Source organism: Rhodococcus quanlei (assembly GCF_055231015.1).
Genome location: NZ_JBUYWD010000005.1, coordinates 11,809 through 35,224 on the forward strand (window position 1 = coordinate 11,809; position 23,416 = coordinate 35,224).

The 23,416-nt window shown below is 63.3% G+C and carries 23 protein-coding genes and 2 pseudogenes; 10 read left to right on the top strand and 15 right to left on the bottom strand.

Annotation, left to right across the window (positions count from 1 at the left end):
• The first annotated feature begins 1 nt into the window (after window position 1).
• Window positions 2-955, top strand: coding sequence for a hypothetical protein (locus tag ACZI8Q_RS03075; RefSeq protein WP_463372031.1), 954 nt, complete (start codon window positions 2-4; stop codon window positions 953-955).
• Window positions 956-1,152: 197 nt separating this feature from the next.
• Here ACZI8Q_RS03075 and ACZI8Q_RS03080 read toward each other — a convergent pair whose 3' ends face one another.
• From ACZI8Q_RS03080 to cmtR, 3 genes are read right to left on the bottom strand one after another with little or no spacing between them, the layout of a single operon-like run.
• Window positions 1,153-1,461, bottom strand: a complete 309-nt coding sequence (locus tag ACZI8Q_RS03080) for a hypothetical protein (RefSeq protein WP_463372032.1) — start codon at window positions 1,459-1,461, stop codon at window positions 1,153-1,155.
• The gene (locus ACZI8Q_RS03085; RefSeq protein WP_463372033.1) at window positions 1,458-2,162 is read right to left on the bottom strand and encodes a cation diffusion facilitator family transporter; all 705 of its coding nucleotides are present in this window, start codon (window positions 2,160-2,162) and stop codon (window positions 1,458-1,460) included. The genes ACZI8Q_RS03080 and ACZI8Q_RS03085 overlap by 4 nt, the downstream gene beginning before the upstream one ends.
• The gene (cmtR, locus tag ACZI8Q_RS03090) at window positions 2,159-2,518 is read right to left on the bottom strand and encodes a Cd(II)/Pb(II)-sensing metalloregulatory transcriptional regulator CmtR (protein WP_463372034.1); all 360 of its coding nucleotides are present in this window, start codon (window positions 2,516-2,518) and stop codon (window positions 2,159-2,161) included. The genes ACZI8Q_RS03085 and cmtR overlap by 4 nt, the downstream gene beginning before the upstream one ends.
• Before the next feature lie 99 nt (window positions 2,519-2,617).
• Here cmtR and ACZI8Q_RS03095 point away from each other — a divergent pair, with 99 nt between their 5' ends.
• Entirely contained in the window at window positions 2,618-3,145 is a 528-nt protein-coding gene (locus ACZI8Q_RS03095; RefSeq protein WP_463372035.1) for a DUF3558 family protein, read from the top strand.
• A gap of 174 nt (window positions 3,146-3,319) precedes the next feature.
• On the opposite strand, the gene ACZI8Q_RS03100 is transcribed toward ACZI8Q_RS03095, so the two are convergent.
• Window positions 3,320-4,942, bottom strand: coding sequence for a long-chain fatty acid--CoA ligase (locus ACZI8Q_RS03100; protein WP_463372036.1), 1,623 nt, complete (start codon window positions 4,940-4,942; stop codon window positions 3,320-3,322).
• 186 nt (window positions 4,943-5,128) lie between these two features.
• Here ACZI8Q_RS03100 and ACZI8Q_RS03105 point away from each other — a divergent pair, with 186 nt between their 5' ends.
• Window positions 5,129-5,329 (top strand): DUF4177 domain-containing protein, encoded by a 201-nt coding sequence (locus tag ACZI8Q_RS03105; RefSeq protein ID WP_463372037.1) that lies wholly within the window; start codon window positions 5,129-5,131, stop codon window positions 5,327-5,329.
• 12 nt (window positions 5,330-5,341) lie between these two features.
• Here the strand turns inward: ACZI8Q_RS03105 and ACZI8Q_RS03110 are convergent, their stop codons facing one another.
• Both ACZI8Q_RS03110 and ACZI8Q_RS03115 read right to left on the bottom strand, forming a co-directional pair.
• Window positions 5,342-5,773: a VOC family protein gene (locus ACZI8Q_RS03110; RefSeq protein ID WP_463372038.1), complete on the bottom strand. Its 432-nt coding sequence runs from the start codon at window positions 5,771-5,773 to the stop codon at window positions 5,342-5,344.
• A gap of 24 nt (window positions 5,774-5,797) precedes the next feature.
• The gene (locus ACZI8Q_RS03115) at window positions 5,798-6,160 is read right to left on the bottom strand and encodes a PAS domain S-box protein (protein WP_463372039.1); all 363 of its coding nucleotides are present in this window, start codon (window positions 6,158-6,160) and stop codon (window positions 5,798-5,800) included.
• A gap of 193 nt (window positions 6,161-6,353) precedes the next feature.
• Here ACZI8Q_RS03115 and ACZI8Q_RS03120 point away from each other — a divergent pair, with 193 nt between their 5' ends.
• Window positions 6,354-6,983: a hypothetical protein gene (locus ACZI8Q_RS03120; protein WP_463372040.1), complete on the top strand. Its 630-nt coding sequence runs from the start codon at window positions 6,354-6,356 to the stop codon at window positions 6,981-6,983.
• A 48-nt stretch (window positions 6,984-7,031) separates the two neighbouring features.
• On the opposite strand, the pseudogene ACZI8Q_RS03125 reads toward ACZI8Q_RS03120, so the two are convergent.
• Together ACZI8Q_RS03125 and ACZI8Q_RS03130 are read right to left on the bottom strand one after the other, a co-directional pair.
• Window positions 7,032-7,139 (bottom strand): annotated as a pseudogene (locus ACZI8Q_RS03125) (hypothetical protein); the annotation flags it as partial.
• 71 nt (window positions 7,140-7,210) lie between these two features.
• Window positions 7,211-8,971 (bottom strand): plasmid pRiA4b ORF-3 family protein, encoded by a 1,761-nt coding sequence (locus tag ACZI8Q_RS03130; protein WP_463372041.1) that lies wholly within the window; start codon window positions 8,969-8,971, stop codon window positions 7,211-7,213.
• A gap of 95 nt (window positions 8,972-9,066) precedes the next feature.
• On the opposite strand from ACZI8Q_RS03130, the gene ACZI8Q_RS03135 reads away from it, so the two are divergent.
• Window positions 9,067-9,540, top strand: a complete 474-nt coding sequence (locus ACZI8Q_RS03135) for an SRPBCC family protein (protein WP_463372042.1) — start codon at window positions 9,067-9,069, stop codon at window positions 9,538-9,540.
• A 119-nt stretch (window positions 9,541-9,659) separates the two neighbouring features.
• Here ACZI8Q_RS03135 and ACZI8Q_RS03140 read toward each other — a convergent pair whose 3' ends face one another.
• Complete coding sequence (locus ACZI8Q_RS03140) at window positions 9,660-9,803, bottom strand: hypothetical protein (RefSeq protein WP_463372043.1); 144 nt, start codon at window positions 9,801-9,803, stop codon at window positions 9,660-9,662.
• 432 nt (window positions 9,804-10,235) lie between these two features.
• Between ACZI8Q_RS03140 and ACZI8Q_RS03145 the strand changes: the two genes are divergently transcribed.
• Window positions 10,236-16,901 carry a DUF3320 domain-containing protein gene (locus ACZI8Q_RS03145; protein ID WP_463372044.1) on the top strand — a complete coding sequence of 2,222 codons (6,666 nt, stop codon included), beginning with the start codon at window positions 10,236-10,238 and terminating at the stop codon, window positions 16,899-16,901.
• A 93-nt stretch (window positions 16,902-16,994) separates the two neighbouring features.
• Here the strand turns inward: ACZI8Q_RS03145 and ACZI8Q_RS03150 are convergent.
• From ACZI8Q_RS03150 to ACZI8Q_RS03165, 4 genes and pseudogenes are all read right to left on the bottom strand, one after another.
• Window positions 16,995-18,235 (bottom strand): annotated as a pseudogene (locus ACZI8Q_RS03150) (RNA polymerase sigma factor).
• The gene (locus tag ACZI8Q_RS03155) at window positions 18,232-18,579 is read right to left on the bottom strand and encodes a YciI family protein (protein WP_463372046.1); all 348 of its coding nucleotides are present in this window, start codon (window positions 18,577-18,579) and stop codon (window positions 18,232-18,234) included. Before ACZI8Q_RS03155 ends, ACZI8Q_RS03150 begins: the two are co-directional and overlap by 4 nt.
• A gap of 95 nt (window positions 18,580-18,674) precedes the next feature.
• A complete protein-coding gene (locus tag ACZI8Q_RS03160; protein ID WP_463372047.1) occupies window positions 18,675-19,871 on the bottom strand; it encodes a Fic family protein in 1,197 nt (398 codons plus the stop codon).
• Window positions 19,872-19,898: 27 nt separating this feature from the next.
• A complete protein-coding gene (locus tag ACZI8Q_RS03165) occupies window positions 19,899-19,991 on the bottom strand; it encodes a hypothetical protein (protein ID WP_463372048.1) in 93 nt (30 codons plus the stop codon).
• Between ACZI8Q_RS03165 and ACZI8Q_RS03170 the strand changes: the two genes are divergently transcribed.
• A complete protein-coding gene (locus ACZI8Q_RS03170) occupies window positions 19,983-20,150 on the top strand; it encodes a hypothetical protein (RefSeq protein WP_463372049.1) in 168 nt (55 codons plus the stop codon). The two genes, ACZI8Q_RS03165 and ACZI8Q_RS03170, sit on opposite strands and share 9 nt — an antisense overlap.
• Before the next feature lie 4 nt (window positions 20,151-20,154).
• On the opposite strand, the gene ACZI8Q_RS03175 is transcribed toward ACZI8Q_RS03170, so the two are convergent.
• Both ACZI8Q_RS03175 and ACZI8Q_RS03180 read right to left on the bottom strand, forming a co-directional pair.
• On the bottom strand, window positions 20,155-20,649 hold the full coding sequence (locus ACZI8Q_RS03175) for an N-acetyltransferase family protein (RefSeq protein ID WP_463372050.1): 495 nt from the start codon (window positions 20,647-20,649) through the stop codon (window positions 20,155-20,157).
• 18 nt (window positions 20,650-20,667) lie between these two features.
• Entirely contained in the window at window positions 20,668-21,327 is a 660-nt protein-coding gene (locus tag ACZI8Q_RS03180; RefSeq protein WP_463372051.1) for an NAD(P)-dependent oxidoreductase, read from the bottom strand.
• Window positions 21,328-21,417: 90 nt separating this feature from the next.
• Between ACZI8Q_RS03180 and ACZI8Q_RS03185 the strand changes: the two genes are divergently transcribed.
• The 3 genes from ACZI8Q_RS03185 to ACZI8Q_RS03195 all read left to right on the top strand — a co-directional run bounded on the left by ACZI8Q_RS03185 (window position 21,418) and on the right by ACZI8Q_RS03195 (window position 23,413).
• Entirely contained in the window at window positions 21,418-22,404 is a 987-nt protein-coding gene (locus ACZI8Q_RS03185) for an AraC family transcriptional regulator (protein ID WP_463372052.1), read from the top strand.
• A gap of 163 nt (window positions 22,405-22,567) precedes the next feature.
• The gene (locus ACZI8Q_RS03190) at window positions 22,568-22,924 is read left to right on the top strand and encodes an ArsR/SmtB family transcription factor (RefSeq protein WP_463372053.1); all 357 of its coding nucleotides are present in this window, start codon (window positions 22,568-22,570) and stop codon (window positions 22,922-22,924) included.
• A gap of 3 nt (window positions 22,925-22,927) precedes the next feature.
• Entirely contained in the window at window positions 22,928-23,413 is a 486-nt protein-coding gene (locus ACZI8Q_RS03195) for an SRPBCC family protein (RefSeq protein ID WP_463372054.1), read from the top strand.
• The last annotated feature ends 3 nt before the right edge of the window (window positions 23,414-23,416 follow it).

The following is a 23,416-nucleotide window of genomic DNA, read 5'->3' on the forward strand; positions in this document are numbered from 1 at the left end:
TGTGGACAGGACTCCAGCCGAACTCGCCGCAGCCATACATGATCGTGGCGATGTCGACCTCGGGCCGATACGCAACTTCCTGGCAGCCGCGGTGGGTACCGATCGGAAGCCCGTCGGTCACCGCGGACCGTCGATCACTGCTCCTAGCGTCGAAGTCGACGACGCCCACGTCACCGTGGCGATGACACTGCAGGACCCGCGTTACCTGGGCACCTTCGACCGCACCGCCGATACCCGCATGATCAGCGTGGCTGTCAATGCGCGAGGACGCCCCGAAACCCGGACAGGACGCCCCCGGCCGGTGGGCCTGCCGGTCAGAGAGCAAATCGCATGGGTACGAGTCGTCCTCGGAGACTTGGCGGATTACGCCTACCGGGTTGTCAACGACATGGCGCAACTTCGCGTTCGCCCCTCGTTCTTCGTTGTGCTCGTCGATTCCGACGCGACACCGCGCCTCGCGCCCAGCGACTTCCAGTGGATTCTCGTCTGCGGAGGTCGCCGCGCCTACCCAGAGAAGCTCGTCCCAGAGAACCGGGAACTGCTGACACATCTGCGACGGCATGGGGATGCGGTCGACGCCGAACTGGTCCCGCATCCGCGGGCGCCGGCACCGGCAGTGTGGGCCCATGAATTCGTCTCCCAACTCACCGCCACCATCGCGGACAAGCTCGGCCGCATGGGCGAAGTTCGGGGGTTCACTTTCGACGAGGTCAGCCTGCACGGCCACAACCGAGTCGTCGTCCGCTACACCTGGCACCTGATCGAAGGCGATCGAAAGTTCGCGTTCGACATAGATCTCGAAGGCGTGCGCGCACGTCAACTGGAGCAGTTCGACGATCCGCGCGCCCGCATTGCGGCCGATCGCATCGCCTGCCTCCCGTTCGACCAACCGCAATTCCGATCGCCGACGGTGGTCGACGGGGTTACCTGGGTTCGGTTCGGTGCGGCCGACTGAACGCAATTTCTCGATCAAGTGAGGGGTGGCAAGCCCACCCCAATGGGCGAGTGAACGGGCAGATCTCCGACACTGTCAAATAACCTGCTTCGGAGGCGGTTGAGATGGAGTGGATTGGGATTGCCGACCGGCGTATTGCTCATCGTCATTCGTGATATCGATCCAGCCCCCGCGCGCAGTTGAGTTCCTGGAGACGACTACCCGACGTTGAGAGCAGCGAGCTGCTGTGGAGTGCCGGTGACGATCAGACGGAGGTCGTCGTGGGTGTCGTCGATCGCCCAGTCCACGAACGAGCAGCAGTCACGTTCGGTCGCGACGAGGTCGCGTAGCCGCTCCACGGAGTCCTCGACTTTCCGGTAGTGCACCACAAGTCCGGTGTCGGTGCGCTCGCTGTCGGCGGCGTACTCGCCGTGGAAGATGCGCCACCTCTCGACCTGCTCCCTGCCCACATTCGGCCCGAGTGTGCAGGCGATCGGCAGGGCGTTCAGCGGTCCGATGTGCGTCATGGGGTCTCATCGAGCGCATCCGATGCGCAACAGTCGCTTTCGCACGAGTCACCCTCGCGCTCACCGGTCAGCACGGCCACCGGGGCGGCGCAGCAGGTGTCACCCTTCCAGGCCTCGATACCCTCGCGCACTGCGAAGACCGCGATCACGAGTGCGGCCACCGAATCTGCCCACGCCCAGCCGAGCACGCTGTTGAGCAACAGTCCGATCAGCAGGGCAGCGCTGAGGTAGGTGCAGATCAAGGTCTGCTTGGAGTCGGCGACGGCGGACGCGGAGCCGAGTTCGCGGCCGGTGCGGCGCTCGAACCAGCTCAGAAACGGCATGACGACGAGACTCAGTGCCGCGATAGCGATTCCGACCGGGGAGTGCTCGGGCTCGCGCAGTCCGGCCAGCGACAACACCGCGTCCACCGCCACATAGGCAGCCAGACCGAAGAACGACACCGCGATCACCCGTAGCGCGACTTTCTCCCGCTTCTGCGGGTCGGGTGCGGCGAACTGCCACGCCACCGCCGCCGCGGAGAGCACCTCCACGATGGAGTCCAGCCCGAATCCGATCAGCGCCGCCGACGACGCGGCCGTACCGGCGGCCAGTGCGACGGCTGCTTCGACGACGTTCCAGGTGATCGTGATGGCGACGACGATCCGGATCCGTCGGCGCAACACATCGGTCCGCTCCGGAGACAGGGTCGGGACGGTCATTCGGCGGCCTCCGTGGCGCAGCAGCCGGGTACGGAGCACGCCGGGTCGATGCACGGAGCATCCTCGTCGACGGCGAGGGTGACGTCGACCAGAGCTGTCAGCGCGGCAGACAGGTGCGGGTCGGCAATCTCGTAACGAGTCTTTCGCCCCTCGGGCACGGCGACGACGATTCCGCAGCCACGCAGGCAGGCAAGATGATTCGACACGTTCGTCCGGGTCAGTTCCAGTTCGCGTGCCAACTGTGCCGGATATCCGGGCTCGCGCAGCAAGGAGAGCAGGATCCGGGATCGGGTCGGGTCGGCCATCGCCCGTCCGAGGCGGTTCATCACGTCCACACGTGAAGCAATGGTCAGCATGTACTGACTATACAGCGGATGCTGAACAAAGGGATACCCTGTGCGTGGACAGCGAGTCCCCACCCTCGTCAGCCGCTCACGGGGTGACAGGATGAGCGGATGACGAGGATCCGGTTGGCCGCGGGTGCGGCGACGCTGTTGGTGGGGGTGGCTTTCGGAGCCGCGGGGTGTGGCGACGGTGAGAGCTCCGATACCCCGACGACAACCGCAGAGGCTCAGCCGTGGGATCCGTGCACGTTGTCCGACGAGGTGCTGCGGGCGGCGACGCTGGACCCGGCCACCGAAGGACCGGGGCTGTCGGCCGAACCTCCGGGGTGGAAGACCTGCGCGTGGAGGAACGACGATATCGGCGCGGCCGTGAGCGCATCTGCGACTGCACCCGTCTCCCAGTTCCGCGACGATCCGCGCAACTTCGAGTTTCACGATGTCGTCGTCGGCGGACGCGAGGGATTCACCTATCTCAGCGAGGTCAGTGGCGAGGATTTCTGCTTCCTGGTGGTGCCATTCGAAAGTGGCGGCCTGATGAACATGCAGGTCGCACGGTCAGCGCTCACGAAGGACCAGACACCGATGTATGAGTGGGCGGTGCGCGTCGGTGACGGCTTGGTTGCCGGGTTACCCGACTGACGGGCTAGGGCACTGAGTCGGCCCGGGCTTTCGCCCGCCTCGATGACCACATCGCCTATCTGAAAGCGATTCACGACATGGTGGGTGCGCAAGTCGCCGAAACCCTGACCACCGACGAGCGAACTGCTCAGGCGATGGCCAGGGTCAATGGTCAGGTCGGTCTGTAGGGCTGTCCTATACCCGGGTGACGGAGAGACCGCCGTCCTGGAACTGGGTCCGCAGCCGCTTCTTGTCGAACTTGCCGACGCTGGTCTTGGGTACCTCGGAGACTTGCGCCCAGTTCTCGGGGAGCTGCCACTTGGCTACCTTGTCCGCAAGGTACTCGCGTAGTGCGTCGATCGTGGTGGGCGAGCTCTCCCGCAGCACAACGGCCACCAGCGGTCGTTCGTCCCACTTCTCGTCGGGGATGCCGATGACGGCGGCCTCGAGGACATCCGGGTGCCCCATCACCGCGTTCTCCAGATCCACCGAGGAGATCCATTCCCCACCGGACTTGATGATGTCCTTGGTGCGGTCGGTGAGGGTGAGATAGCCGTCGGGGGTTATCGTCCCGACGTCGCCGGTGCGTAGCCAGCCGTCGTCGAACTTCTCGGGCGCGTCGACACCGTAATAGGCGGCGGCGATCCAGGGCCCGCGCACCTCGAGTTCGCCGATGGCGGTGCCGTCGTTCGGAACGACCTCGCCCGCGTCGTCGACCAGCCTGGCCTGCACCGACGCCGGGAACCGGCCCTGGGTGTACCGGTAGCGCCAGCGCTCGTCGCCCTCGGTTCCTGCGGGCGGACGTGCCACCGATCCGAGCGGCGACGTCTCGGTCATGCCCCAGGCGTGCAGCACCTGGACCCCGTGTTGGTCCTCGAATGCGTGCATCAGCGCCGGGGGCACGGCAGACCCGCCGATCAGGACGTCCTTCATGAAGGAGATGTCCTGCGGATGGTCTTCGAGGTGCAGGTGCAGGGCCTGCCAGATCGTGGGGACCGCGGCTGCGAACGTCGGACGCTCGGCGGCGATCATCTCGGCAAGCGGGGCGGGCTGCAGGAACCGGTCCGGCATGATCAGCGAGGCGCCGATCATGAACGCCGCGTATGGCAGACCCCAGGACATCGCGTGGAACTGCGGCACCACCGCCAACGCGCGGTCGCCTTGCGCCAGCCCTGGCCCGTCCGTCATGCACACCTGCATCGAGTGCAGATAGATCGAACGGTGCGAGTAGGCAACACCTTTCGGATCACCGGTGGTGCCGGAGGTGTAGCACATCGCGGCCGCGGACCGCTCGTCCACCTCGGGCCAGTCGAAGTCGGTCGGCTGGTCCGCGATCAGCGTCTCGTACGCGTGGACCTGCACCCCGTCCGGAACCTCGAGCCCCGCCGTGGAGTCACCGGTGACGATCACGTGCTTGACGGTGGTCAGCCGCGGTAGCTGCGGAGACAGCAGCGGGATCAGCGTGGGGTCGACGATGATCACGTGGTCCTCCGCGTGATTGGCCACGTGCACCAACTGCTCGGGGAAGAGCCGGATGTTGAGGGTGTGCAACACCGCGCCCATCGACGGCACCGCCAAGTAGGCCTCGAGGTGTTCGGCGTTGTTCCACATGAAGGTCGCGACCCGCTCGTCGCCGGTCACGCCCAGTCCACGCAGCGCATGCGCGAGCGCGGCGCACCGGCGGCCGACCTCAGCGTAGCTGCGGCGACGTGTACCGGTGTCGGTCCAGGTCACGACCTCGGCGTTGCCGTGCACCGTGCTGCCGTGCGTCAGCAACTGCGCGATCGACATGGGGGCGTCTTGCATCGTGCTCAACATGAATCGTCCTCGCTTGTTCGGTTCGTGAGGCATGTAACCTACCTCACAATCAAAGATTACTTCGTGAGGATGTGGCCGATCACGCGACGCTGGATCTGGTTGGTGCCCTGGAAGATCTGGCGGACCGTCCAATCGCCCTTAGAGTGTCTCGAGGAAGCAACCCATCTACTCGGAGGAGATTCGGGCATGGCGTACTCGTACAAGGTCGTCGAGGTTCGCGAAAAGATGATCGGCGGAAAGCTGTCCGGGGATCGGCTGGAGAAGATCCTCAACGAGCACGCCCGGAAGGGGTGGCAACTGAAGACGATCACCGCCGCCGACGTGAAAGGGCGCATCGGACCGGGCGGTGTCGACGGGTTGCTCATCACCTTCGAACGCCAGGACTGACCCTTCTCTTGCTTAGGGCTTGAACTCGACGTTTCCGGTGTAGCCGACCATCCATTGGATGCCGAACTTGTCGGTCGCCATGCCGAAGCGTTCGGCCCATTCGACCTGGCCCAGCGGCATGGAGACCTCACCGCCCTCGGACAATGCGCCGAAGAGACGGTCGGCTTCCTCGGTGCTGTCGGCCTCGATGGACACGACGAAGTTGTTGCCGGCGGTGACCGTGCCCATCTGCGGCGGAACATCGGAACCCATGAGGACGCTGTCTCCGAGCATCAGTGCCACGTGCGCGACACCGCTCTGCTGTTCGGCGGACAGTTCCATGTCGCCGGTGTCCATGTCGCTGAAGCGAACCATCATCAGTTCACCGCCGAACACGGACCGGTAGAACGTGAAGACGTCTTCGGCGTTGCCGTTGAAGTTCAGGTACGGGTTGGCTGATTTCATCGCGCACTCCTAGGTGTGTGTTTGTCAGTCGAACGGGTGAACTCCGGTGCTGCCGTGCTCCGTGTAGATGGCCATTGCACCGATCGCCGTGCCGAGTCCGTCGCTGAGCACCAGCAGCCGTCCCGCATAGCTGCGGATCTCGCCGTCGGCGCACAGCACGGGAAGATCGGCCGCCATGTCTTTGATCTGCGGTCGCCCCATCGCACGGTGGAACCCCGCCCAATGGGCTTCACGCAGATGTGGTGGCACCACGAGGTCGAGGCTGTGACCGACGGCATCTTGGGCGCGGTGCCCGAACAAGTTCTCGGCACCGCTGTTCCACTGTGTGATCCGACCGTGCGTGTCGGCGACGATCACGGCGTGGGTAGCGGGCTTGGCTGACCCCATGAAGGCAGTATGCGTACTACGCGGCACCGATGTGGCCGAACTCGGAGATCCACGAACCACGCCTCGTCCCCGGTCGCAACCCGAAGCGACCGAAAACGTTGTCGCCGTCCATTGCCTTCAGCCGGTTGGGGGAGCAGTGTGAAACGCGGGGAATGACCGGCGACGCCGGATCGGCGCCGCCCTGAGGAGGAGGGTGTCGATCATGTTCGCACGCTCGACGACAATTCACGCGCATCCGTCGTACATCGACGCCGGCATCAAACACGTGCGTGACACCGTGATGCCCACGCTGGCAGACATCGAGGGCAGCCTCGGAATGTCGCTGCTGGTCGACCGAGGCTCGGGCCGGTGCATTGCGACCAGTTCGTGGCGGGACGAGGATGCGCTACGCGCCAGCGAAGGGCCCGTGCGGCGGCTGCGGGACACCGCGGCCGAGGTTTTCCACGGCACCATGGAGGTCTCGCGGTGGGAGATCGCAACCATGCACCGTGACCACCATGTGAATCGCGGGGCGTGCTGCCGGATCACGTGGATCAAAACCGAGCCGGCGCACATGGACCGCGGCGTCGACGTGTGGAAGATGGCCGCAATGCCCAAGTTGGAGGAGCTCGACGGTTTCTGCAGCGCCGGCCTGATGGTCGACCCCGCTGCGGGTCGTATGGTGTCGTCGCTGACCTTCGACACCGCCCAGGATATGGAGCGCAACAGAGAACGCATCGACAGCATCCGCGACGAAGGAGTGCGCGAGGCGAATGCCGAGGTGCTCGACACCTGCGAGTTCGAACTCGCCATCGCGCACCTGCACGTCCCCGAGATGGTGTGAACCTGCGCCTGCGGTTGCTCGAGATCGTGCGACTGTGTCCTGGACGGATTACCTGGTGGTTCCGAAGCGTTGGTAGGCCGCCTGGCGGGTGGTGTCGAGTGCTGGGCCGATAGCCGCCCAGGAGTCGCCGTCTTCGCGGGCGGCGGCGAGGTGGGCACTGGACGTCAAGGCAGCCTTTACAAGGATGGGTGTGCGCTGCCCGAACCCGCGCAGCCCTTGCCGTCCGTCTACCCGAACAGGACCTCGAATGCATCGTTGACCCTGTCGCGATCGAACGATGTCGGGTCGAGCTGCTCTTCGGGACGCAGGCCCAGCCACTCCCGAATCTCCGAGTGTGCCTGGTGATGCGGATCGGCGCTGGCCTCGATCTTGTTCGCCCAGCCCCATGGCCCGCCGGAATCTTCGTATGGCGCCATATTGCGTCCGTCGAGGCAGCTTGCGGCAGGGGCGTCGGGGTCACGGTTGTCGACCGATTCGACGACGATGTGATGGATCCAGTCGTCTCCGAAGTCGTACAGGTAGGTGAGCCGGTCACCTACCGAACTGAGCAACGAACCGACGAGGACCTCTTCCTCCGCGACGCCTGGGCCCACGAGGTCGCGATGCGCGAGGTCTTCTGTGGGGACGAATACGGTGCCGCCCGAGTACGCGGGCCCGACGGAGAACTCGTGGAGATGACAGTTTTCCCAGCCGAACGCAGACTGGATGACGTCGTGGAGCGCATCGAGCGGTAGCGCGGCATCGATCCGAACGCGGCGCCACACGGGAACATGCGTGTTCTCCAATGAGATCCGCAACGTTACGTGTGAGTCCACCCCTTCCGGCGTTGCGTACTCGGCCGCGGAGCTCGCCAGTTGGACGCCTCGAAGGACGGCAGGCTGCAGCGGGTCTGGAACTCGATAAGCGTCGTCCTTGGTGAGCCACCCCTGTTTCACCAGCTCGTCCAATCGCTTCTCGATCACCGTCTCCACGATCGACTCCTCGTCCCCGGACAGTGCGCTCGCCGAGGTGGCGGTGGACGGCTCCGGTGTCATCCCTGCCAAGACCGTCTGGGTCACGACGAGATCGACGAGCTGCGTGAGCTCGGGCAGATAACGGTGCGTCGAAACGAGTTGGTTGCGGACGGATTCGGCGGCAGCTGCACGAAGCAACGACAGTGCCCGACTCGTGCGATCGGAAATCAGATCCGCATTCGGTCCACGCACCGCCCGAGTGGAGTTGACGGTAATGAGACCGATCTCCTCCGCAGTCTCCCAAAATTCCACCATTGCGGGTACGTCCCGCATCGAGCGGATCCGCTTTCCAGGCGGGAAATCCGCCGTGACGAGCTCGAGATCGATACCCAACGCGTCCGCGAGCCCGGGAACAGATGCGGGCTTGGGCACCTTGGTCGAGGTGACGGCAGCACCCTCACCGACCCAGTCCACAAGGGCGGCGAGGGCCGTGATCACCGGCCGCGAGGCGAGTGCGCGAAGTTCGTCTCCTTCGTCGACGGCGGGGAGGGTTATGTCGTCCGGGGAGATGACTTGTGGCGTCGGCTCGACGAAATCGGCGAGATCCTCTATGCAATGTGCGAGATTCTCGTCGGTACCCGTCCACAGTCCGCTCTTGTCGAGAAACTCGAGGAACAGCAGCGCCGAGGCAGCGACTGCCACCGCGACGCCTTCCGCTTCCTCGGAAGGGTCTGCGAGCATCTCGTCAGCGGCGTCGAGCAGGGTGTGGGCGTCGTCGGGGATCCAACCGGTGGCGCGGAAACCCGGGCGGGCGTCTGCGAGGCTCGCGAGTGTCGACTGCACGAGGTGCACGAAGGGTTCCGCCTCGTCGGGCGCACCGTTCATGCTCAGCCACTGATCGAAATCATCGAGAAGTGTGGAATCTACCGCGGGAGTGGGGAACTGCGACACCACCGTAGAGCGGCTTCTGCGTCGCCGTGCCTGCTGCTTTGCCGCACGCTTCTGGCCAGGATTCCTACTTCGCTTCGATCCCATAGCGGGATGGTATCGCGGCGAAACGGCGTGATCCGCCTGTGAGCGGTTAGCGAGTCTCCAGACCCCTGGACCACGCACGAGCTATCGTTGCCTCCGTGGAAGCCGCAGACCGGTCTCTGACCTCCGACGTCGTCGTCCCTGCCACTCCTGAACAGACGTGGCGGCTGCTAACCGATTTCTCCAACATGGTTGCCGCCAGTCCGGAGGTGATCGCGATGGTGCCCCTCAAACCAGGAGGGCTCCGGCCTGGCCAGTGGTATCTGGGGCTCAATCGCCTCGGCGTGGTGGTTTGGCCTACACGCAACGTGATCGCCGAGGTCACGCCGTACGAACGTCTCGCGTGGGACACCACCAGCAGCGGGGCACGCTGGACCTACGAACTCGCCGCCGATGCCGCCGGCACGCGGGTGACCGAGACCCGCACCGTGCCTCGTGGTTTGACCCGTACCGCCCGTCTCTTCGCAGGCACGTTCCTCGGTGGCGGAGACAAGCACGCCGATCAACTCGAGGGTGACGTGTCCACGACTCTGACAAATCTTCGACGCCTCGCCGAGAAGTCGGGCGCCTGATCACAGCGGCAGCCGCAGCAACAACGGATCAGCGGTACTGAAATCTCGGCAAGCTGCTGTCCACATGCGAAGCTCCCCAATGGAAGCAGATCAGCGTGGTGGCTCATCCTGTCTTTGGCTTACGCGAGGGAGGCGATGGCTTCCGTGCATGCGTTCGCGCAGTCCTGTGCCACATCGGGATCGAGCACCAACTCGCCAGCCTTGGCCTGTGCGGCCAACGACATCAACACATCGACACCGGACCTAATGACGCCATCCCGCATGGATTCGTAGGTTGGTTGGATCGGAGTCAACAAGGACCGTGCGAAGGGGCGAAGTCAGTGGTCTGGGAGGGCACTCGTATCGCTGGTTGAAGTTCTGGTGTTACAGCGATGTGCGGGTGAACGGGGCGGTTTCCGCCCTGTCGGGGGGATCGGTAAGAATGTCCGTATTGCTCTGCGGAACTAAGTCTGGAGGTTGACGTGTCAGGTAGCCGCGCCCCCGAGAGTGCGCTCTTCATCCCGTCAATCGGCCCGAGTATTGAGTGCGTCGATCAATCGACACCGATTGTGCGCCCGTTGAGGGCGTAGGTACCTGCCGGGCGGGTAATCCGCCCAGCTCCGAATCCAGAATCTGCACACCAACAGGCTTGCTCAGACCCGCAGTGATTCGCCTGGGTCGTGGCCATCCCATCTATAGCGATAGCAAGGATCAGCGTGACAACTCCGAGTGGTTTCGGTGGCGATGATGGCCTCGAACGTTTGAAGAGCGTTATCGGCCGGTGGCGGACTTCGTTGGTCGATCTGAGCGGGAGAAATCGCCTGCTGAACTTCCGCCACACGCAGGCGGCGACTCTCGAAATCACTCATCCCTCAGTGGAGCACCTCGTACCTGGGTTGGAAAGAGGATGGGCTTTCGCCGCGCTTCCCGATGAAGAACCCGAGCGGGAGCCCGGAACTGCCGGTTCCGAAACGCATAAGCGGCAGGGTGTGATTACGCAGAAGACGACAGCGCCCAGTCTGTACCGCGCACTTACAAACCTTCGGCGACGTTCGACGCAGGTGTTCAACGACTACGGCATCTGGACACTCCAGCTCGGCGTTGGGATGCTCAACTGGCGTGAAGACGGAGCTGAAGTCGGTAGCGAGGCGCCGCTCGTTCTGATTCCAGTCGTCCTCGAGCGGATGGCGAACGGCCGCATTCGCCTCGTCCTCAACGAAGACGAAGAGCCGAAACTGAACCCTGCGTTGCCCGTGAAGTTGGAGCAGCTCTACATCGATTGGTCTCCGGTATCCGAACAGGATCCGACCGATCTGACAGCAATCTTTGAGACGGCTGCATCGTGTATCGCGGGGAAGAACAGTTGGACTATCTCGGAACGAGTGGTCCTGGCGCTGTTCGCCTCCCACAAGGAGTCCATGTACCAGGACCTCCTGGAGAACGAATCGAAGGTCATGGGGAGTGACCTCATTAAGGCCCTGGCGCTCGGTCCAGGTGCGAAGCTGGCGGCAGATCGCTTCGACTTCGAGGAGATTGAACTCGACCGTATCGACGAACTGTCACCGCCGGAAGAAGCCCCGTTGGTTCTCGACGCCGACGCGTCACAACGGCAAGCGATTGCTGCTGCAGTTGCAGGACAATCGTTCGTAATGGATGGACCTCCGGGCACCGGCAAGAGTCAGACAATCACCAATATGATCGCTGCACTTATTCATGCAGGCCGCAGCGTTCTGTTCGTCAGCGAGAAGGCGGCCGCGCTCGATGTCGTGCTTGACCGGTTGAAGTCGGTTGGGCTGGATTCTTATGCTCTGGCGATTCACAGCAATTCGACGAAACGCAGCGCGGTCGCCAAGGAACTCGGCCGTGCATTGGACGAGCAGCCCGATGCTCCTCGCCTCCCTCATGACACCAAGGAGGACGTGAGGCTCGCCCGTGAAGCGCTGACGGGATACGCAGAAGCGATGAACGAGGTGCGCGATCCGCTCGGGCGAACGCTGCACGACGTCATCGGATCTGTTGTGAGCTTGTCCGATGCTGCGATCGCGTATATCGATCCGGCTGCTCGCGGTGGTGCGTTCAGAGCTGAAATGCTGACCAGCCGTGACCTGACTGCGATCATCGGTGCGACCGACTCGATTGCCCGCTGCTGGGTAGCTGTCGCGGATCCTCACTTCCCGTGGCGCAACGTGCGTCGAGATGCAGTGAATGTGAGGCCCGCGCTCGACCAAGCGCACGCCGCCATTCGCGTTCTGACGGGTGCCGTTGATCGTTACCGAAGCTTGACTGACGGTGCACTTCCTCTGCGTAACGAAAATGACGTAGAGCATCTGCTCGACATGCTCGCTCTGGTGAAGTCGAGAGCTCGAGTTCCTCAATGGTGGCTCACAACAGGGAACTTCCTCGACGACGTCGAGGCTGGCGTGGACCGGTACCTGTCCGAACTGGAGAACGTTCGCGATGCGCTCGAGAACGCCTGCGCTGAGGGAGGTGCTCACTGGCAAGACATGCCAGCCCGCCTGTCCGCTGAAAGCACTGAATCCGAGCGTGCGCTGCAAACGCTGGCGCCACCTGCACTCGACCTACTTGGATTGACTGAACACGAGGCACGTGGCACCGCGATCTCGTTTCGAGAGCTGGCTGAACGCCTGGAACGAACTCACCTGCGAATCACAACTCTCTCGAATGATCTCGGCCTGACGCACCCCTCGGGTGCACGGGGTGCCGAGATAATTTGCGAGGTAGCGTTGCTCGCACAATCTGCACATCGACCGCTGGAAACGTGGTTCTCACCTGCACAGATTACGGAAGCCGGGACCGCTGCTGTCACGCTGATAGCGGCGAAGTTGAGGTGTCTTCTCGCCCGGCGTGATCATGCACTGCAGGCAATCGAAGCTGCATCCGCGCTGGCCGGGCGGAATTGGGACCAGCTCGACCGTTCGATCGAGAACGTGCCACCAGCAAGCGAAATCGCTCTTGTGGAGCTGCGGCCGTCAGGCCTCGACCTCGAGCGATCGAACCGTAAGCAGCTCGCTCGACTCTCTGAGTCGTTCTCAGAAATGGAAGAGAAGCTCACGACCGCGGATGAGCTGGCAAGTGCACTTGCCAGCCGGCTCGGTTGTCCCGAACCCGAGACCGTCGACGAGGTTACAGTGGTAGTCGACCTCATCGAATGCAGTGCGATTCCAAATCGATCGCTGCGCGAATGGTTCGATCCCAGTATCCTGGCATGCGTACAGGAGGCTGCTGGGGAAATCAACGATGCAATCCATCAGCTCCATGCAGCGCAGACGAAGGCGACTGGTGTGTTCCTTCCGTCGATCGTCGAGTTGCCGGATCTCCCAGACTTGGTCGCGCGCTTGACTGGAGCGCCGCGGGGATTCAGTGCGTTCTTCTCCAGGGCAGTGCGTGCTGACCGACGGACGGTGGCTACACATTCGGAAGGTGGCTCATGGCGGGCTGAGCTCTATGATGCGCTGCCGCTAGCGGTGGAATGGCACCGTGCTTACCACGAACTGCGTAGGCAGTGCGAAGCGAAAGCAGGGCTCTTGGGACGCTTCGTCGATCCGGCGACCGTCAAAGTGGACTCCGATGCCCTTGAATCGGCGCTGGAACACGCCAGTGTGATCCACTCACTCACTCGCGATCTTCTCGCCAACCCCAAGATCAGTTCAAAACTTGGCGAGCAACTGGGCGACGGTGGGGAGCTAGCTCAGGACTTCCTGGATGACGGTCGTCAGCTGAGGGAGCTGCTCGGCTCATGGACGGACCTGCTCGACCTTCCGGAGCTTATTGCGCACGCTGAAATGTCTGAGGTTTCTCTGGGCAGGGCAGCCTACTGGGTGCAAGCTCACCGTGCTCCTTTGGAGCTCGCGTGTGACCTTACCGACAAGGTCACTTCGACTACCGGCCGTTTCAGTGCGGATACCAGCGAACATACGTTGGGTTCCATTCGGAAAGCCACAGCATCAGCGCATAAGGCACAGGACGAGGTTGCCGAGTTCCAGAGTACTGAGCTGGACGACCGAAAAATGCTCGGCGCGTCGTATCGGGGTTTGGAAACCACACTCGAATCCGTCGAAAAGTCCCTCGCCGACCACGAGCGTGCGTCCACGGCTGCCGGGCGAATGATTATTTCGGCAATCGGAGCGCTGCGCGCAGACCCTGGAGCCGACACTTCTACCGAGCAGATCGCACTTCTCGGGCGCTACGCGCTCGACGGCAATCCCGATACCGAGCCATTGTCCGAGGCGCTGAAAGTTGCCGACGCGCTCAGGAGCTTGGCTCCGGACGCCCTCGTCGACCCGCAGCGTCGGCGCAGGCTGGTGGCTGCGCTCGCAGACGGGCAGGCGCCCGATGACACCTTGCAGGTGCGCGTGCTTGAAGTTCTTGATGGAGTGCGAGATTGGGAGCAGTCAGTCGGCCAACTCGGCGTGGGTTCGTCAGGTTCGGAGCTCCTGGCCGTGGCTGCGGGGGACGCAGCGACATGGCTTCGCGTCCACCTGCAACCGCTTGCCGAGACCGAGGAGCTGATCCGCACTGTCACGAGGGTCGTCGGCGAGGATCCGGTGCCAACCCTGGCATCCGCTCGTTCAGCAGTAGCCGCAGCCGCGAAGGCACGGGACCTCGAAGAGGCATTCAACGGTAGCCGTGAGGCTTACCAGGCTGTTCTGGGAAGTCTCGAAAGCGGGCTCGACACCGTGCCGGCGCAGATCAGCAATGCTGTGAAGTGGGCTCAGTCCGTCCGTCGGGTTGGAAACCGAGGTAACTCGGCGGCGCTCGACAAGCGGGTTGCGAAGATGATGCTCGAGACAGCGCCGGATAACCTGCTGCGCGTCCATTTTGAGGACTGGCGACGGCAGCACATGGGATTTCTGGACTGCTTCGAGCCCGAACGACGCAGCGAGCTGAAGGATGAGATCTCGCGATCATTGGAAGATGCAGGTGCAGCACTCGATTCGCTCGCGAGTGATCCGTACGGTCCAGAAACGTGGATAGCAAGTCGTGATGCAATGGGGACTCTCGACAAGTACCGCTTGGGTGGGCTGCCGTCGCAGCTCGCGCAGCGAGGAATTTCGGACGGAGACTTTCCGGCCGCAGTCGAGCGCGCCGTGCTGGTCGCGTGGGTGGAGCAGCAGCTCGCAACTGACGAACGACTCGTGCCACATAAGGGCGTAGACCGTGACAGTCTCGTCGAGCGATTCCAAGAATTGGACCGCGAACTCGTCGAGGGCGCGCATGCCGATGTGATCGCCGCCTGTAATGCGCGGCGGCCGAGGAAAACCACTGTTGGGCAAGCCGCGACCATCCGTCGTGAGGCAATGAAACAGCGACGGCATATGCCCGTCCGACATCTGCTCGACGAAACTAGGGATGTGGTGCGGCTGCTCAAGCCGTGCTTCATGATGAGCCCGCTGACTGTCAGCCAGTTCTTGTCGTCCGACTACAGATTCGATGTCGTCATATTCGACGAGGCTTCACAGGTTTTACCGCAGGATGCAGTCAACTCGATCTATCGCGGCGATGCGCTCGTAGTCGCCGGCGACCCGCGTCAGCTGCCCCCAACAGCGTTCTTCAATGCCACGAACGATACTAACGAGGACGATGAGTGGGACGAAGACGAACCCGGCTTCGAGTCGGTCCTCGACAGCTGCAAGGCGAGCGGTATCCTGCGATCGCTCCCGCTATGTTGGCACTATCGGAGCCGTCACGAGCATCTCATTGCCTTCAGTAACCACGAGTTCTACGAGAACGCGATGGTGACGTTCCCGGGATCTCAGGAGGACGGCCACGACATCGGCGTGCAGTTCTTCAAGGTGGACGGGATCTACGACCGAGGCGGACGACGCGACAATCGGATCGAAGCAGAGCATGTGGCGCAGAGGGTGATTCATCACTTCGAGACGCGGCCAAATTTGACGCTCGGTGTGGTTGCCTTGTCGAAGTCTCAGGCGGAAGCGATCGAGGAGGCCATCGAGAATGCGCGTAAATCTCGACCTGGCCTCACAAAGTTCTTCACGGACAGCCGCTTGGATGGGTTCTTTGTCAAGAACCTGGAAACGGTTCAGGGCGACGAGCGCGATGTCATTATCCTCTCGGTTGGGTACGGCCGCGATGCTCAGGGTCGCCTACGCTCCGAATTTGGTCCTATCAACAGGGAGGCCGGATGGCGCCGCCTCAACGTTGCGGTAACGCGTGCGCGTCGTCGTATGGAAGTCGTCGCCTCGTTCCGAGGGGGCGAACTTCCGGACAGTGCCAACAGGAGCGTTCAGCACCTGAAACGCTATCTGGAATACGCGGAGGACGGACCTCGCATTCTTGCGACTCAAGCGATCGATCTCGACGCCGAGCCGGAGAGCCCGTTCGAAGAGTCTGTGCTGCGGGTCCTGACAGAATGGGGATACTCGGTTCAACCCCAGGTCGGTGTTGCTGGGTATCGGATCGATATGGCAATCCGTCACCCTGACGCGCCGGGCGCGTTTGCTCTTGGCATCGAATGTGACGGTGCTATGTATCACTCGTCGAAGGCCGCTCGTGATAGAGATCGATTGCGCGAGGCGGTTCTCCGGGATCTTGGTTGGAAGTTGCACCGGATCTGGGGGACGGATTGGTACCGGGATCGCAATGAGGCTATGAATCGGCTTCGTGCCGCCGTGGAAGCGGCATGTGCCATTGATCGGTATGCCGTGGATACGCCGACAGTGGACGAGTTTTGGGGTGAAGGGTCAGGCCTGGAATTGGAATCGGAACTTTCTCCGATGCCCACTGCGCGCACGGTCGAGTTCGTCTCAGTTGAGGATCGTGCGCGTGAGTGGGCGCAGGAGTATCGGCACCTCAGCGACGACGACCTGCGGAAAACCCGGCAACAAGCACGTCGCTCTTGGGCCGACCTGCAGGACTCTGGTTCCACCGACGCGATCAAGGCGGTGGTGCTTGAAGTGCTTGAGCGTGAAGGGCCGATCGTGGAGGAACTCGTCTTTACACGAGTGAGATCGGCGTGGTTGCTCGCCAAGTCGGGCCAGGTCATTCAAAGGAGAATTCGAACAGTGCTGGACACGCTCGTTCAAAGGAAGCGGGTTGTGAAGGTCGGCGCTGCGTATGACCTTCCTGACCGTGAAATTGTCGCAGCTAGGTTTCCCACGGATCGGTGTCACCGAAAGGTTGGTCACGTGCCTGGAGTCGAGCGGCAGTTCGCGCTTCGGAACGTTGTTGAAGACAGCCCAGGAATTTCGCACGCTGACCTTGTTCGCGAGGTCGCGAGACTATTCGGATGGGCGAGGGTTGGTGCCGACATCAAATCGGCGTTGTCTGCTGATATCGAGGCGTTGGTTGCGAGCGGAGCAGTTCTCGAAACTGTGGGTGGCCTCCTGCCGGGTTCTAGGTAGTGAAGCGGATGTAACAGGTCGACGGCACCCCGATCGGGGAATAGTCGGTTGCATAGCCCTGTGAGTTTGGCCGCCCGGAGTTGGTCCGGTTCTTCACTCGCCTGATGCGGCCAAATGATCCCGCCGCCTCGTCAGGTACGCCCGTTCGGCGGGGTTCTCGGTGGCAGTGATCGCGGCGTCGTATGCCGTCCGTGCTTCAGTGCTACGTCCGAGCCTGCGCAGTAGGTCGGCGCGGGTGGTGTGCCAGGCGTGATAGCCGTCCAGCGGAAGAGCGTCGACGATGGCCAGTGCCACGTTCGGTCCGTCGAGTTCGGCGACGGCCACGGCGCGGTTGAGGGCCACGATCGGCGTCGGTTCGACGGCATACAGCTGGTCGAAGAGCGCGACGATCTGGTTCCAGTCGGTGTCGCGGGAGTCTGCCGCATCGGTGTGGACGGCGTTGACCGCCGCCATGATCTGATAGCGGCCGGCCGGTCCCGGCCGTCCGCAACCCGGGCGAGACATTCACGAACGAGTGCACGACCCTCGGTGATGAGGGCTTGGTCCCAGCCGCCGCGGTCCTGATCGTCGAGAATCACCAGCTCCCCGCCTGCGAAGCGGGATTCGCTGCGTGCCTCGATCAGCAGCATCAGCGCGAGCAACCCGGCCACCTCACCCTCGTCGGGCAGTAGCTGTCGGATGATGCGCCCCAATCGGATCGCCTCGCCGGTCAGCTCGCCGCGCTGGGAATCGTCACCGGCACCTGGAAGATAGCCCTCGTTGAAGACGAGGTAGACGACCGTCAGCACACCGCCCAACCGATCGGTGACGTCGTTGCGGTCGGGCACCCGGAACGGGATATGCGCGGACGTGATCTTGGCCTTGGCGCGGGTGATGCGCTGCGCCATCGTCGTTTCGGCAACCAGGAACGCGCGCGCGATCTCCGGAACCGTGAGCCCACCGAGCAACCGCAGGGTCAGGGCAACGCGTGCCTCCAGGGCGAGCGCGGGGTGACAGCATGTGAAGAGCAAGCGCAGTCGGTCGTCTTCGACCAGGCCGGTGGGCTCGTGTGGGGTTGGGTCGTCGATGAGCATGGCTGCCTGATATTTGTGCTTGCGCAGGGATTCTCGACGGATCCTGTCAATGGCGCGGTTGCCGGCTGTGGTCGTCAGCCACGCGCCCGGGTTCGGCGGTATGCCGTCGCACGGCCACCGCTCGACTGCGGTGAGTAGGGCCTCACCAGCAGCGTCTTCGGCGATGTCGAGATCACCGAAGCGGCGGACGAGCGAGGCCACCACCCGGCCGTACTCCTCGCGGTAGATCCGATCGATCTCCGTTCGGGTGTCTGTGCTCATGCGCCGTCGAACGGACGGATCTCGATCCGCTGCCCGCACACCTTCGACGCTCTCGCGGCGATCTTCGGGGCGGCATCGAGGTCGGGTGCCTCCACGACCCAGAATCCGCCGAGGAACTCCTTGGTGTCCTGGAACGGGCCGTCGGTGACGATCACGTCGGACCCGGTGCCATCGACCGTGGTGGCGGACTCCAGACGGCCGAACCCGCCCGCGAACACCCATGCCCCCTTGGCCTCGAGTTCGTTGTTGAACTTGCCCGTGGCATCGAACTGTGGCTGTGCTTGTTCGAGCGGAACGTCGTACACGCTGGCGTCGACGACGACGGAAAGCAGGTACTGCGTCATGGCGGTTTCCCTGTACCCACTCCACGAACAGGCCTACCCGGATACGACAACCTCACCGAAATTCCCGTACTACTCGAATCATCTCTCCAACCCGCCTATCCCCGGCGGCGTTTGGCGCGGGCAGCGAATTCGTCCAGCATCCGGACTACCTCTGTGGCCTGCCAGATACGGTTCCGTCGACCGTTAGTGATCTGGGTGAGTATCCCCACCGCTACCAACCGGTCGATCGCGATCTGCGCGTTGGCGCCGGTGACCCCGAGAGTGGACGCGACGAGTTTGCCGTCCACGACTGGTTGACGAAGGAGAAGGTCGGCCAACCGATGTACCGCCGAGTCTCGTCGCGCGACTACCTGGGTGCGCCAATCGGCACGAACCGACTCCAGGTCGCGGACGAGTACGCGACCATTGGCGACGGCAGCGAATGAAGCGTCCACGATCGAACGCACGATCGGCTCCATGTTTCCCTTCCGGTACTCGCCGAGCGCCTCGAAGTACTTTGCGGTGTTGTGGAGCAGGCCAGCAGATACCGGAACAGCAACACTCCGCGTGAGTTGACCACCGCGCAGCATCGCCTGAATCAGTGCACGACCGACACGCCCATTTCCATCCGGGAATGGGTGGATGGTTTCGAACTGCGCATGTGCGACTGCGATCTGTGCCACCACCGGCAGATCGACGCGATCGGCGAATGCGATCAAGTCGTCGATCAGTTCGGGAACCCGGACGTGATGCGGTGGTACGAACTGCGCGGTGTGCGGCCCGAGATTTCCGCCGCCGATCCATACCTGCTCCTGCCGCCATCGGCCGGCAATGTTCGGATCGCTGTGTTCGAGCAGCGCCTGATGCATCCGCAGGATCGCTTCCGCGTCGATCGAATCGGACAATTCCAAGGCAGCGTGCATTGCCCTGACGTTTCCCACGATCAGCCGGGCGCTCCGGGAGGCGTGCTCGCCGAGTTCGGCCAACGCGATCTGCCGTGCCCCACTCGTAAGATTCTCGATCTCCGAGCTCGACGCACTCTCGGTGCGAAGCAGGATCGACGCGAACGGAGCGGTGATGTGGCCGACCTCGACGTCGAAACGGGTCAGTTCCGTTGCCGCTTCTTCCGCCAGTGCGTGCAACTCAGTGCTCATCGAGATGGCCTGGTGCGCGATGAAGGGCGGTACAGCTGCTTGATAAGGGCCGGACGTCAGGCGACGTTCGCGCCGGGACCCGTGGTCGGAGGTGGCACTCCACGGGTGTCGCTCGTAGTCGACGGGCGGCCACGAGCGAGTGTTGTCACCCAATGGCATTCCCCAAGTATGTCATTGGATAGCTATCTAAACAATGGTATGGCTAGTGGTGTGTGCCTGGAGTTGCCTGGTCCTGTCGAGTTCACCGAAGCGTTTGGTTCCGTCCAGAAGGTGACGCATGATGACGAGCCTCCAGTCGCAGGCGACTTCGTAGCCCGGAGTCGCCGCGCATTCCAGAACCTGTCAACCGTCCTCGACGAGGCCGGCAGCCGCCTCGCCGACGTCGTGGAATCGCCGCCGTCGCGCTTGCACGCTGAGCCGGTCCATCCGCCGGAATGACCGATCACAACTCCTGCAAGTAACAGAGCATTCGATAGTCCGTGCCCGGCTGTATGTTCACGAACCCGTGTCGTTCGTAGAAGCGGCGAGTGTCGGTGTCGATTTCGTCGACGTTGATGTGCATTTCGATCGCCCCCTGCCCGGTGACGTCGGTGAGTGCCGCAGAGAGAATCTCGGTGCCGATCCCCTTGTCCCGCAACGACGGGCGAACGTAGAGCTCCTCGAGTTGCGCGAGCGGCCCGTCTCCGTACGGGGTGGGTCGCGATGTCAGGTAGGCGAATCCGACCGCATCTTCCCCGTCCAACGCCAGCACAACCAGTACGTCGTCACGGGCCAGCAGCCATTCGAATCGTGACGCGAACTCGTCTGCGGAGGGGGTGGGCGACTCGAACTCGGTGTTGAAGTCGTACAGCAACCGCCCGACCACAGCGGCTTCCGCCGTGGTCGCGCGACGAACTTCGAATCCCTGACGAACTTCGAACTCCTGAGACCGACTCACACCATCCTCCGTTTCGACTCAACCGGCCGCCGACACCGCGATCGAGGAGCCGACGTACTCGTCCTTGTCGACGGAGTCCGCCAGAACCCGGCCGACAGTCTTGCGCGAGACCTTCCGCACCGCGACTTCGCCTGTTGTCGATACGAATTCTTTGCCGGCGACGGGATCATCGGTGAGGTAGATGGGTTGCACGATAGTCCAGTCGAGGCCGCTTTCGCGGACAACCGCTTCCTGCACGGCATGATCCGCCGCCTGATGCTTGATCAGGACCGCGAAGAACAGTCGATCGACCAGACCGAGGCGTGTCGCCGTATCCCCGACCCCATAGGTGCTCTGCACGACGAGACGCCTGGCCCCACCGCGCTTCATCGCGGCAACCACATTGCGGGTTCCCCGTGACCGGACGTCCGCGGCGGTATGTGCAGGGCCGAGCACGCGTACCCGCATCGGGTTCTCGCTGATCCCCAAGGTGACGACGACGGCGTCGTGACCCGTCACGGCATCGGCGACGGTACGGGGATCGGTGACGTCGCCGTCGATGGTTCGCAGATCTCCCTGCCCGGTTTCCAGTTCGCTTGCGTGGCGCGAGAATGCAGTCACCGAGTGACCTCGCCCCACCAACTCTGCGACGACGGCGCGCCCACAACCACCGGTCGCCCCGACTACCAGAACCTTCATCACATTCTCCTTTGATCGAATCCTGAACTGCGGATACGTCCACGCTAAGCAGCATTGTCAGGATGTTCTATGACACATACGCTGGATTACATGTCCATTCGTCCAGACGTGTTGGAGCCATGGTTGCCCCGCGACCCGCTCGCCGAGGCGCTGTATCTGGTGCGCATGCGCGGGGTCTTCTACTCGCACACCGAGGCCACCGGTCCGTGGGGTCTCGAGATACCCCCGTTCGGGAACTGCCTGTCGTTCCACGTGGTGACGCGCGGCGGCTGCTGGCTCGAGGGCGACGGGCAAGCGCCGGTGTACCTGCGTGCCGGAGACCTCGCCCTTGTCCCGCACGGGCGTGGGCACTTGCTGCGCAGCAATCCCGGCGCCGCCATCGAGGGGCGCGTCGACGAATTGCCCCAACAGATGGTGAGCGAGCACTACTCCCTGTTGCGCTGCGGCGCAGGCGGTGCGCCGTCCACCCTCATCTGCGGGGTGGTCAGCTTCGAGCAGCCGGCCGTCGGACGCCTCCTCGACGTACTGCCGTCGCTGATTCACATCGACACGTCCGACGAACGCGATTCACGGATCGCCGACACCCTCCGGCTGATGGCGACCGAACTCAGCCGCCTACGCCCCGGCGGGGAAGCGGTCACCACCCGGCTCGCGGACATCCTCGTCATCGAGGCGATACGGACCTGGCTGGCCGATGATTCGGCTGCTGGCACCGGCTGGCTCGGCGCACTCCAGGACCCGCAACTCGGACAGGCCGTCGCCGCGATTCACCGGGCACCCGGCAACGACTGGACCGTCGAATCGCTTGCACGCGAGGCCGCGATGTCTCGCTCCGCGTTCGCGGCCCGGTTCACCGAACTCGTCGGAGAATCGGCGATGCGCTACGTCACCCGCTGCCGGATGGACCTCGCCCGCTCGCGCCTCGAGCGCGGCGACACCACTGTCGCTGCCGTCGCCACCGAACTCGGCTACCTGTCCGAAGCGTCGTTCAGCCGGGCGTTCACCCGCACAGTCGGCAGCTCACCCGGTGCCGTCCGCCGCGCAGGAAAGTCACGAGCACTCGCCGGAGTGCCTTGACGCTTCCGGACCACCATTCGCGGGTATCCCAGAGCAGCGTGGAATACGTATGACGGTGGCTCGTCAATTCCCGAACTCGGCGGCGAGTTCCTGTGCCCGCGATGCAGGTCGTCGCCGACGAAAGCCTTGACAACATACAACCAAATGGTTGTATGTTGGGGAGGTGACCGAGAACGACGAGGACCGGGCAGACGCCCTGTTCCATGCACTGTCCGACCGGACCAGGCGCGACATCATGCGCAGGGTGCTGGCGGGGGAGTACTCGGTTTCCACGCTCGCGGAGAAGTACGAGATGAGCTTCGCCGCGGTGCAGAAACACGTGGCCGTGATGGAGAGGGCCGGCCTGATCACCAAACGGCGCAGTGGCCGCGAGCAGTTGGCCAGCGGCGACGTGGTGGCGGTGCGGTCGGTGGCGTCCATGCTCACCGAGTTGGAACAGGTGTGGCGTGGACGCATAGCACGCATCGACGAAATGATCGCCACCGAATCGACCACAGCATCACCAGACCAGGAGGACTGAACCATGCCTGTCACCGATGTCCAGCACGATCTCGACAAGCTCACCCTGACCATCACCGCCGAGTTCGCCGCGCCGGTGGAGCGCATCTGGCAGGTCTACGCCGACCCGCGCCAACTCGAGAAGGTGTGGGGTCCGCCGACCTACCCGGCCACCGTGGTCGACCACGACCTCACGCCCGGCGGCCGCGTCACGTACTTCATGACCGGCCCCGAAGGCGACAAGCACGCCGGCTATTGGGAAATCACGGCCGTCGACGAGCCGAGAAGCTTCACTTTCGTGGACGGCTTCGCCGATCTCGATTTCAATCCGAACCCCGAGATGCCACGTTCGACGAACGTCTACACGTTCACCGAGCACAACGGAGGAACCCGAGCCACCTACGTGGGCACCTACGAGTCCGCTGACGGGCTCCAGCAGGTGCTGGACATGGGTGTGGTCGAGGGAGCGTCGTCGGCCATCAACCAGATCGACGACCTGATCGCCGCCTGAATC